Genomic DNA, 9,712 nt, shown 5'->3' with positions numbered 1-9,712 from the left:
CCGCCGCACCCACCACATGCTCACAGTTGTCCAGCAACAACAGCATCCGCCGCCCCGCACAATGCTCGACGAGACGCGACAACGGATCCCCGCCGGTGCGCAGTTCCTCCGCGCCGGCGCCGCGGAGCACGGTCTCGCGGGCGCCGAGGGCGGTGAGGACGGCCTCGGGGACGGTCTCCGGGTCGCGGACGGGGGCGAGTTCGGCGACCCAGACGCCGTCGGGCCAGGCGCCGGCGACCCGCTCGGCCGCCTCCTGGGAGAGCCGGGTCTTGCCGGCGCCGCCGGGCCCGAGCAGGGTCACCAGCCGGGCGGTGTCCAGGTCCTGGCGGAGGGCGGCGATCTCCTCGTCGCGCCCGACGAAGGAGGTGAGCCGGGCCCGCAGATTGCCGGGCACGGGGGCCGGCACGGGGACGGGAGCCGGGACCGGTGCCGGGACGGGTGCCGGGGCCGGGGCGGATGCCGGTGCCGGGGCGGGTGCCGGGGCCGGGACGGGTGCGGCGGGCGCGCTGTCCGCCGCCGGGGCGGGGGCGGGCGGGCGTACGGGCTCCGCCGGCGGGGCGAGCAGGCCCTCGTGCAGGGCCCGGAGGGCGGGGCCCGGGTCGGTGCCGAGGCGGCCGGCGAGGGTCCGGCGGACCTCCTCGTACGCGGCCAGCGCCTCCGCGGCCCGGCCCGTGTCCCGCAGCGCCCGGATCCGCAGCACCTGGAGGGGCTCGTCGAGCGGCCGGCCGGCGCAGAGGGCGGTGAGCTCGGGCAGGGCGTCGGCGGCCCGGCCGAGGGCGAGGGCCGCGTCGAGGCGGCCGCGGCGGGCGTCGAGGCGGCGGGCCTCCCAGCGGGCGGCCTCGGCGTGCCGGTCGGGCAGGTCGGCCAGGACGGGACCGCGCCACAGCCCCAGGGCCTCGTCGAGGAGCGCCGCCGCCCGCCCGGCGTCCCCGGCCGCGAGCGCCGCGGAGCCGTCGGCGGCCAGCCGCTCGAAGCGGAACAGATCGACGTCCTCGCGGACCGCGCCGAGCCGGTAGCCGCCGCCCTCGGCGGACTGGACCCGGTCCCGCCCGAGTGCCTTCCGCAGCCGTCCGACCAGGGCCTGGAGGGCGGCGACGGCGTCGGCGGGCGGTTCGCCGCCGTACCAGACCTCGTCGACGAGCGCGGAGACGGGCAGCGCCCGCCCGGGTCGCAGGGCGAGGGTGGTGAGCAGGGCGCGGACACGGGGGCCGCCGACGGGCAGCTCGTCGCCGTCGGCGGTCAGCACACGGGTCGGTCCCAGGAGGCAGTAGCGCACGCCCCCATTCTCCGTGAAGACCCCGGGCGCGCGAGGAGGCGGGGGAACCCGGGGCCGGAGCGGTACGTTCTCCCGCACACAGTCCGCACCGTGCCCGTGGGCGGCGGCCGGCCCCCGGCCGCGCACCGGGCGCGGGCACGCCCCGGGGAGTCCGTGATGAGTTCGGCAGCCGTCCGCCGCCAGGAGCGCCGGATCAGTCCCGTCTTCCTGGCGGTCCTCGCCGTCATGGCGGTCACCGGCTGGGCGGTGTGGGCGGACTTCGCGGCCCTGCCCGGGGTGGCGGTCTTCCTCTTCGTCGTCTCGGCGTGGATCGTCTCGCTCTGTCTGCACGAGTACGCGCACGCCCGCACGGCCCTCCACAGCGGGGACATCACGGTGGGGGCCCGGGGCTATCTGACCCTGAACCCGTTCGCGTACACCCATGCCGTCCTGAGCGTGATCCTGCCGGTGCTCTTCGTGATCATGGGCGGGATCGGTCTGCCGGGCGGCGCGGTCTTCATCGAGCGCGACCGGATCCGGGGCCGCTGGAGGCACAGCCTGATCTCGGCGGCGGGCCCGCTGGCGAACCTGCTGTTCGCGGTGGTGTGCACGGCCCCGTTCTGGCTGGGCATGCTCGACGGGGTGCCGGCCGCCTTCCGGTACGCGCTGGCGTTCCTGGCGTTCCTCCAGGTCACGGCCACGCTGCTGAACCTGCTGCCGGTGCCGGGCCTCGACGGGTACGGGATCGTCGAGCCCTGGCTGTCGTACGGGGTCAAGCGGCGGATCGCGCCGTACGCGCCGTACGGCTTCTTCGTCGTGATCGGCCTGCTCTTCGTGCCGGCGGTCAACGCCGCCTTCTTCGACACGGTCGACGCGCTGATGCGGTCGCTGGGCGTCGACGACCTGACCCGTTACTGCGGCGCGGAGCTGTTCCGCTTCTGGCAGGGCACGCCGGAGTACTGCCCGCTCTAGCCGATCGCGGCCTCGGCCTCGGCGGCCTTCTCGGCCTTCGCGCGGCGGACGTAGTACCAGGCCATGTTGGAGGAGAGGCCGGCGAGGAGGACCCAGACGATGCCGATGAAGCTGCCGTTGACGAAGGAGATCACGGCCGCGGCGACGGCCAGGGCACAGACCGCGAGGGCGTAGAGGGCGAGACGGGGCATGGGGGTCGGCTCCTGTCGGGTACGGCTGACGGTGCCCGACCAGTGTCCCCCATGCCCCGAAGCGTCCGTTCTCCGGCTCCGCCCCCGGGCGCGGCGGGCGGGGCGGCGGAGGCTCAGACGTCGGTGACGCGCAGGCCCGCGTGGGCCTTGTAGCGGCGGTTCACCGAGATCAGGTTGGCGACCAGCGACTCGACCTGGTGGGCGTTGCGCAGCCGGCCGGCGAAGACGCCGCGCATGCCGGGGATGCGGCCGGCCAGCGCCTGGACGATCTCGACGTCGGCGCGCTCCTCGCCGAGGACCATCACGTCGGTGTCGATCTCGGCGATCGAGGTGTCCTTGAGGAGGACGGCGGACAGGTGGTGGAAGGCGGCGGCGACGCGGGAGTCCGGAAGCAGGGCGGCGGCCTGCTCGGCGGCGGAGCCCTCCTCGGGCTTGAGGGCGTAGGCGCCCTTCTTGTCGAAGCCGAGCGGGTTGACGCAGTCGACGACGAGCTTGCCGGCGAGCTCCTCACGGAGCGATTCCAGGGTCTTGGCGTGGCCGTCCCAGGGCACGGCGACGATGACGACGTCGCTGCGGCGGGCGCACTCGGCGTTGTCGGCGCCCTCGACGCCGTGGCCGATCTCGGCGGCGACGGCCTCGGCGCGGTCGGCGGCGCGGGAGCCGATGATCACCTTCTGGCCGGCGGCGGCGAGGCGGTAGGCGAGGCCGCGGCCCTGGTCGCCGGTGCCGCCGAGGACGCCGACGACGAGGCCGGAGACGTCGGGGAGGTCCCAGGGGTCCTTGGGGGGACGGGGGGGAGTCGAGGAAGTCATGGGGCGACCCTACCCACCGGTTCGGTCCCCGTTCGGGTGGATCGGGGACAACCGGCGGCGCGCGGGCTTCCGCTGGGGCAGGATGCGGCGCCATGGATGCCGTACGGGTCGCGCTGCTGCGGGAAGTGCTCGCCGGGACGGAGTGGCCGGCGGCCGCCCGCCGCTTCGCCGGGGCGCTGCGGGCCTCGGTGGTGCCGCAGCGGGGCGGGCTGCTGCTCGTCGGCACGGAGGCGTACGAGCCCTGGCACCTGGCGGCCCACCTGGTGGACGAGGCGGCCTGGTCCGGGCTGCCGGAGCTGGCGCCCACACTGGTCCGGCACCGGGCGCGGCCCGGCGACCCGGCGCACCTGGCGGTCGGCCTGGGCCGGCTGGAGGCGGCGGGCCGGGGCGCGACGCTGCTCGTCGTGGCGCCGGAGCGGCCGGAGGCGGGGCTGCTCCAGCGGGTGCACGACGCGCGGCGGGCCGGGGCGACGGTGCTGTCGCTGGACGGCGGGGACACGGAGGTGCGGGGGCTGGCGCACGAGACGCTCACGGTCGCGGAGGGGTCGGGGGTGGACCTCGACACGGTCCAGCACCTGGTCAGCGCGGCGGCTGGCGAGAACGTGCTGCCGTCTCCCCGGGGCCGCCGCCTCCGCGACCGGCTGACCCTCCTCGCCGACCGTCTGACCGCTCCGCCGCCCACCCGCTGGTGAAGCCGAATTCGGTTGCCCGAGGCGATCGGCGGACGGAACATGGCTCCTCGTGTCCTCCTCCGCTCCGCCCACGCTCCGCGCCCGGCTCGCCGCCGTGCTTCCCGACACCGCGCCCTGGCGGTCCTCACGGGACTTCCGCCTGCTGTGGGGCCAGGGGCTCGTCACCTTCTTCGCGAGCGCGATGGCGATGGTCGCGCTGCCGCTGCAGATCAAGGAGCTGACGGACTCGCCGCTCGCCGTGGGCGCGATGGGCGCGGTGGAGCTGGTGCCGCTGGTGGTGTTCGGCCTGTACGGCGGGGCGCTGGCGGACGCGGTGGACCGGCGGCGGGTGATCATCGGCACGGAGGCGGGCCTGGGGCTGCTCGCGCTGCTGCTGCTCCTGAACTCGCTGCTCGACGAGCCGCTGCTGTGGCCGCTGTACGTGGTCGCCGCGGGTGTCTCCGCGCTGGCGGGGCTCCAGCGCCCGGCGCTGGACTCGCTGATGGCGCGGATCGTGCCGCACGCGCAGCAGACCGCGGCGGCGGCCCTGAACTCGCTGCGCTGGCAGCTGGGCGCGATCGCGGGTCCGTCGCTGGCGGGTCTGGTGGTGGCCTACGCGGGGCACGCCCCGGCGTACGCGGTGACGCTGGCGGGGTTCGCGGCGTCGGTGCTGATGTGCCGGCGCCTCTCCCCCGCGCCGCCCGCGCACGACGCGGAGAAGCCGTCGCTGCGGTCGATCGCGGAGGGCGCGCGGTACGCCTGGTCGCGGCCGGTGCTGCTCGGCACGTACGCGATCGACCTGGCGGCGATGTTCTTCGCCTTCCCGAACGCGATCTTCCCGTTCCTCGCGGACGACCTGGACGCGCCCTGGGCGCTGGGCCTGATGTACGCGGCCGGCTCGATCGGCTCGCTGGTGCTGGGGCTGACCAGCGGCTGGACGTCGAGGGTGCGGCGGCACGGGCTGCTCGTGGCGGGCGGCGCGGCGGGCTGGGGTCTGGCGATCGCGGGCGCGGGCTGGTTCGGGAACGTGTGGCTGGTGCTGCTGTGCCTGGCGTTCGCGGGCGCCGGCGACATGCTGAGCGGGCTCGGCCGGTCGACGATCTGGAACCAGACGATCCCGGAGGAGCTGCGCGGCCGGCTCGCGGGCATCGAGGTGCTGTCGTACAGCGTGGGTCCGCAGCTCGGCCAGGTGCGGGCGGGCGTGATGGCGGGCTGGACCGGCACCCGTTCCGCGGTGTGGGCGGGCGGCGTGGCCTGCGTGGCCTCCGTGGGCCTGCTCTGTCTGGCGCTGCCGAAGCTGCTGCGCTACGACGCGGCCACGGACGAGGACGCGCTGCTCCGCAAGGCCCAGCAGGAGGCGACGGCGGCGGCCGGGACCGGCTGACCCGGTCCCGGCCGCCCGCGGCCGTCAGTCCTGGTTCTCGTCCGGGCGGGGCGTGTCGTGCCAGCGCGGGTCGGTCTCCCACTCCAGGTTGCGCTCGCGGGCGGTCTCCAGGGCGTGGGCCGCCTCCTCACGGGTGGCGTAGGGGCCGAATCGGTTCTTCGCCGGGCATTCGGGCCCTTCCTCGACCTTCTTGTGTTCCAGGCAGTAGTACCACTCGCCCGGCTTTCCGGCCGTGCGCTTCTTGAACAGGGCCATGGTCGTCGGCTCCTTCCTTCGGGACCATGCTGCCCCAGACGCGGTCGTTAGACTCGCTGGCATGTCTGGCCAGTCGCTTCTCGTTCCGGGGGAGCTCTCCCCCGCCCGCTCCGTCCCGGGCTCGATCCGCCGTCCCGAATACGTCGGGAAGCCCGCCCCCACCCCGTACACGGGGCCCGAGGTGCAGGATTCCGACACGATCGAACGGATGCGGATCGCCGGCCGCATCGCCGCGCAGGCGATGGAGGAGGCCGCCAAGCACATCGCCCCGGGTGTCACCACCGACGAGCTCGACCGGGTCGCACACGCGTACATGTGCGACCACGGCGCCTACCCCTCGACCCTCGGCTACCGGGGGTTCCCCAAGTCGCTCTGCGCCTCGGTCAACGAGGTCATCTGCCACGGCATCCCGGACTCCACGGTGCTCCGCGACGGCGACATCGTGAACCTGGACGTCACGGCGTACATCGGCGGCGTCCACGGCGACAACAACGCCACCTATCTGTGCGGGGACGTCGACGAGGAGTCGCGGCTGCTCGTGGAGCGCACCCGGGAGTCGCTGAACCGCGCGATCAAGGCCGTGAAGCCGGGCCGGCAGATCAACATCGTCGGCCGGGTCATCGAGTCGTACGCCAAGCGCTTCGGCTACGGCGTCGTGCGCGACTTCACCGGGCACGGCATCAACTCGTCCTTCCACTCCGGCCTGATCGTCCCGCACTACGACTCGCCCCACCACACCACCGTCATCCAGCCCGGCATGACCTTCACGATCGAGCCCATGCTGACGCTCGGCACGCACGAGTACGACATGTGGGACGACGGCTGGACCGTGGTGACCAAGGACCGCAAGCGGACCGCCCAGTTCGAGCACACTCTCGTGGTCACCGCGACCGGGGCGGAGATCCTGACGTTGCCCTGAGCCCCCTCGGGGGTACACCCTTTACCGACAGGTCGTCGGGAACCAGTTGACTTAGGTAAGCCTAACCTTGCATCATCGGGTCACTGGTTCCCGCCCCATCGGTCCCGGAGGCACGCCTTGGACACGCCCTTCTCCACCCTCATCCGCACCGCCTCGCACGAGCAGCACACGGAGGCGGAGACCTCGTCCTTCATGGGCGACCTCCTCGGCGGACGACTGGGAGTGGACGCCTACGCCCGCTACACGGAACAGCTCTGGTTCGTGTACCAGGCCCTGGAGGAGGGTGCGGAGGCGCTGCGAGACGACCCGGTCGCCGGGCCGTTCATACAGCCCGAGCTCTTCCGCACGGCCGCCCTGGAGGCGGACCTCGCCCATCTGCGCGGCCCGGAGTGGCGCTCCGGCGTCTCGGCGCTGCCGTCGACCGAGGCGTACGCGGAGCGGGTCGCCGAGTGCGCCCGCGCGTGGCCCGCCGGCTACGTGGCCCACCACTACACGCGCTACCTGGGCGACCTGTCGGGCGGTCAGATCATCCGGGACAAGGCCGAGCGGACCTGGGGCTTCGACCGCAAGGGCGACGGCGTGCGGTTCTACGTCTTCGACGCGATCGGGAACCCGGCCGCGTTCAAGCGGGCCTACCGCGAGCTCCTCGACGGGGTGAACGCGGACGACCTGGAGAAGCAGCGGATCGTCGACGAGTGCAAGCGGGCCTTCGCCTTCAACACCGCCGTCTTCCGCGAGCTGGGCGGCGAGTTCCCGCTCAGCGCCTGAGACCCGCGGGGAACGCTCAGCGCGTGAGCGTGCCCTCCAGGCGGACCCGTCCGCCCAACTCCACGATGCCGTCAGGGCCGGGGGCAGTGAGCAGCTGCGAACCCCGGCCCTGTGTGATGTTCAGGGCCCGGCCCAGCTCGGCGGTGAGCAGCAGGGCCGCCGCGCCGGTGGCCTCGTCCTCGTCGATGCCGTCGCCTCGGCCGGGGAAGGCGCGCGCCCGGATCCGTCCGGCGGCCTCCTCCTCCCACGCCCAGGCGTAGATCCACTCGCCCGGCGGCGGCACCTCCAGGGCGTCCACCTCGGCGGCGGAGCCGTACTGGCGCAGGGTGCGCGGCGGCGCCCATTCGGCGCGCGCCTCGATCCAGGTGAACTCGCCGTCGCCGCGCACCCAGACCTCGCCGGCGGGCGGGCAGATCACCTCCAGGTCGAGCAGCCAGGCGGTGCCGACGAGCGGGTGCCCGGCGAAGGGGAGCCGCAGCCCCGGGGTGTAGATGTCGACGACGCCGCGCTCGGGGTCGTCGACGAACACGGTCTCGCTGTAGCCGAGCTCCTTGGCGAGGGCCTGCCGGGACGCCTCGTCGGGGTGGGTGCGCCCGTCCCGTACGACGCCGAGGGCGTTGCCGTGGCGGCCGTCGCCCGCGCAGAAGACCCGCAGGACGTCGATCTCCGTGACGTCGGTGACAGTCGTGTTCATGGCGGAATTGAACCATCCAGGGGCATGCGGCAGGGCCGCGCCTCCGTTTCCGGGGTGCGGCCCTGCCTGGGGGGTGGCGGTCCTCGGGTGGTGCGGGCCGGTCAGCCCTCGGCGCCGCCGGTGCGGCGGCGGGCGGCGACGACGACGGCCCCGCCGGCCGCGACGACGAGCGCGGCGGCGCCGGCCAGGAGGCCGGCCGGGGCCGAGGAGCCGGTGGCGGCGAGGGCGCCGGAGCCGCCGGCGGTCCCGCCGCCGACCGTGCCGCCGCCGACCGTGCCGCCGCCGACCGTGCCCGCGCCGGTGGTGCCCGTTCCGGTGGAGCCGGCCGTGCCCGTGCCCGCGCCGGTCGCACCGCTGGAGCCGGTGGAGCCGGTCGTGCCGCCGGTGGCGGGCGGGAGGGTGGCGTCCTCGTCGAGCGCGAGGGAGACGGTCACCGGGTCGAGGGCGAGGCCCGCGTCGTAGTAGGACGCGCCGCCGGGGGCGGCGAACAGGGCGGCACCGTCGGCGGTCAGCTCCGCCGGGAGGGCGGCGAGGGTGACGACGCCGTCCTTCGGGGTCCAGTCGGCCTTCGCGAGGTCGAGCGCGGCGAAGCGCACGTCGTTCCTGGTGCCGGAGGCGGTGGTGACGTCGGCGGTGAGGCTGCCGGTGGTGCCGTCCGCGGTGATCCGCACGTCGCCGATCCGCCAGTCGATGCCGTGGGCGGCGCAGACGAAGTCGAGACGTCCGGTGAAGGACGCGGCGAGGGTGCGGGCGTCCGCGTCGAGCTCGGCCCCGTCGACCTGGAAGGCGTACGCGGAGCCGGACTTCGTGGCGCCGGCGGCCGGGGTGACGGTGCCGCCGCAGCGCTCGTCGACGTAGACGCGCCAGCGCTCCAGGACGCCCCAGGTGAGCCGGCCGGCGACGACGCCGGGCTCCTCGGAGGGCGTGGTCGCGGTGGAGGTCGGGCTCGGGGCGGTGGCGGTCGGGGCCGGCGTGGTGGGCGCGGAGGTGGTGGGGCTCGGGCCGCCGGTGGTCGGGGCCGTCGTGGCGGGGGTGGTCGGCGGGGTGGTGGCCGGGGTGGTCGGGGGCGTGGTCGGCGGGGTCGTCGGGGGCGTGGTCGGCGGCGTGGTGGGCGGGGTGGTCGGGCGGGAGCCGGCCTTCACGGTGAGGGTGGCGGTGTCGAGGGCGTCGCCCTCCTTGTAGAAGCCGGCGAAGGCGGCGGCGCCGTCCTTGGTGAGCGTGGCCGGTATGTCCTTGAAGACCATGGCGCCGCCGGCGCCCTGGCCCGGCCGGACGCCGCTCATGTCGAGCGCGGCGAAGGAGACGTCGTCGCGGGTGGTGAAGGAGCCGTCCTTCTCCTTGGTGACGACGTCGGCGGTGATCTCGCCGGTCGGGGCGGCGGAGCCGGCGGTCTTCAGCCGGACGTCCGAGACGCGGATGTCGAGGACGCCCTCGTGGGCCTCGAAGTGGACACCGCCCTTGAAGGCGGTGGCGGTGGCGTGGCTCGTCGTGTCGTAGGTGCCGGTGCCGTCGACGAAGGTGAAGACGCCGTTGCCCGCCGCCTGGGTCGCGCCGCCCTCCATCGTCGTCCTCCCCTTGGCGAAGGGCTGCGCGAGGTAGGAGCGGAAGGACTGCTTGATGCCCCAGTCCAGGGTGCCGTCCACGAGGGACAGGGGCGGGGCCGGGGTGTCGGCGGCGGCCGCGGGGAGCGCGAGGGTCAGGGCGCCGGCGCCCAGGGCGGCGGCCGTGGTGACGGCGGCGGCCAGAGTGACGGAGCGGCGCATACGGGTGGCCATGTCGGGTGGTCTCCTC

The 9,712-nt window shown here is 74.9% G+C and carries 11 protein-coding genes; 5 read left to right on the top strand and 6 right to left on the bottom strand.

The annotated features are described in order from the left end of the window. Window positions 1–1,276, bottom strand: a 1,276-nt coding sequence (locus ACFVU3_RS35005) for a BTAD domain-containing putative transcriptional regulator (protein WP_390072784.1), incomplete at its 3' end; no start/stop codon positions are given. Window positions 1,277–1,432: 156 nt separating this feature from the next. Here ACFVU3_RS35005 and ACFVU3_RS35000 point away from each other — a divergent pair. Then, the gene (locus ACFVU3_RS35000) at window positions 1,433–2,227 is read left to right on the top strand and encodes a site-2 protease family protein (RefSeq protein ID WP_390072782.1); all 795 of its coding nucleotides are present in this window, start codon (window positions 1,433–1,435) and stop codon (window positions 2,225–2,227) included. On the opposite strand, the gene ACFVU3_RS34995 is transcribed toward ACFVU3_RS35000, so the two are convergent. Both ACFVU3_RS34995 and npdG read right to left on the bottom strand, forming a co-directional pair. Next, window positions 2,224–2,418 carry a hypothetical protein gene (locus ACFVU3_RS34995; protein ID WP_390072781.1) on the bottom strand — a complete coding sequence of 65 codons (195 nt, stop codon included), beginning with the start codon at window positions 2,416–2,418 and terminating at the stop codon, window positions 2,224–2,226. The genes ACFVU3_RS35000 and ACFVU3_RS34995 overlap by 4 nt on opposite strands. A 113-nt stretch (window positions 2,419–2,531) precedes the next feature. After that, entirely contained in the window at window positions 2,532–3,230 is a 699-nt protein-coding gene (npdG, locus tag ACFVU3_RS34990; RefSeq protein WP_390072779.1) for an NADPH-dependent F420 reductase, read from the bottom strand. A gap of 92 nt (window positions 3,231–3,322) precedes the next feature. Here npdG and ACFVU3_RS34985 point away from each other — a divergent pair, with 92 nt between their 5' ends. Continuing rightward, window positions 3,323–3,922 (top strand): hypothetical protein, encoded by a 600-nt coding sequence (locus ACFVU3_RS34985; protein WP_390072777.1) that lies wholly within the window; start codon window positions 3,323–3,325, stop codon window positions 3,920–3,922. A gap of 49 nt (window positions 3,923–3,971) precedes the next feature. Continuing rightward, window positions 3,972–5,285 carry an MFS transporter gene (locus ACFVU3_RS34980; protein WP_390072776.1) on the top strand — a complete coding sequence of 438 codons (1,314 nt, stop codon included), beginning with the start codon at window positions 3,972–3,974 and terminating at the stop codon, window positions 5,283–5,285. 24 nt (window positions 5,286–5,309) lie between these two features. Here ACFVU3_RS34980 and ACFVU3_RS34975 read toward each other — a convergent pair whose 3' ends face one another. Next, window positions 5,310–5,540, bottom strand: coding sequence for a hypothetical protein (locus ACFVU3_RS34975; protein ID WP_390072774.1), 231 nt, complete (start codon window positions 5,538–5,540; stop codon window positions 5,310–5,312). Window positions 5,541–5,601: 61 nt separating this feature from the next. Here ACFVU3_RS34975 and map point away from each other — a divergent pair, with 61 nt between their 5' ends. After that, complete coding sequence (map, locus tag ACFVU3_RS34970) at window positions 5,602–6,459, top strand: type I methionyl aminopeptidase (RefSeq protein ID WP_390072773.1); 858 nt, start codon at window positions 5,602–5,604, stop codon at window positions 6,457–6,459. Between the two features lie 117 nt (window positions 6,460–6,576). Then, window positions 6,577–7,227 carry a heme oxygenase (biliverdin-producing) gene (locus ACFVU3_RS34965; RefSeq protein WP_390072771.1) on the top strand — a complete coding sequence of 217 codons (651 nt, stop codon included), beginning with the start codon at window positions 6,577–6,579 and terminating at the stop codon, window positions 7,225–7,227. A 16-nt stretch (window positions 7,228–7,243) separates the two neighbouring features. Here the strand turns inward: ACFVU3_RS34965 and ACFVU3_RS34960 are convergent, their stop codons facing one another. Then, window positions 7,244–7,921 carry a PhzF family phenazine biosynthesis protein gene (locus ACFVU3_RS34960; RefSeq protein ID WP_390072769.1) on the bottom strand — a complete coding sequence of 226 codons (678 nt, stop codon included), beginning with the start codon at window positions 7,919–7,921 and terminating at the stop codon, window positions 7,244–7,246. Between the two features lie 101 nt (window positions 7,922–8,022). Further along, window positions 8,023–9,696 (bottom strand): HtaA domain-containing protein, encoded by a 1,674-nt coding sequence (locus tag ACFVU3_RS34955; RefSeq protein ID WP_390072767.1) that lies wholly within the window; start codon window positions 9,694–9,696, stop codon window positions 8,023–8,025. Window positions 9,697–9,712: the final 16 nt, after the last annotated feature.

The organism is Streptomyces sp. NPDC058052 (assembly GCF_042885515.1).
Lineage (GTDB): Bacteria > Actinomycetota > Actinomycetes > Streptomycetales > Streptomycetaceae > Streptomyces.
The sequence above is the reverse complement of the archived record's forward strand: the minus strand, read 5'-3'. Positions and strand labels throughout refer to the sequence as shown.

Bases quoted from the DNA above. Each gene is read 5' to 3' on its own strand.
- ACFVU3_RS35000 (WP_390072782.1), top strand. From the start codon at position 1,433: ATGAGTTCGGCAGCCGTCCGCCGCCAGGAGCGCCGGATCAGTCCCGTC.
- ACFVU3_RS34995 (WP_390072781.1), bottom strand. From the start codon at position 2,418: ATGCCCCGTCTCGCCCTCTACGCCCTCGCGGTCTGTGCCCTGGCCGTC.
- npdG (WP_390072779.1), bottom strand. From the start codon at position 3,230: ATGACTTCCTCGACTCCCCCCCGTCCCCCCAAGGACCCCTGGGACCTC.
- ACFVU3_RS34985 (WP_390072777.1), top strand. From the start codon at position 3,323: ATGGATGCCGTACGGGTCGCGCTGCTGCGGGAAGTGCTCGCCGGGACG.
- ACFVU3_RS34975 (WP_390072774.1), bottom strand. From the start codon at position 5,540: ATGGCCCTGTTCAAGAAGCGCACGGCCGGAAAGCCGGGCGAGTGGTAC.
- map (WP_390072773.1), top strand. From the start codon at position 5,602: ATGTCTGGCCAGTCGCTTCTCGTTCCGGGGGAGCTCTCCCCCGCCCGC.
- ACFVU3_RS34960 (WP_390072769.1), bottom strand. From the start codon at position 7,921: ATGAACACGACTGTCACCGACGTCACGGAGATCGACGTCCTGCGGGTC.
- ACFVU3_RS34955 (WP_390072767.1), bottom strand. From the start codon at position 9,696: ATGGCCACCCGTATGCGCCGCTCCGTCACTCTGGCCGCCGCCGTCACC.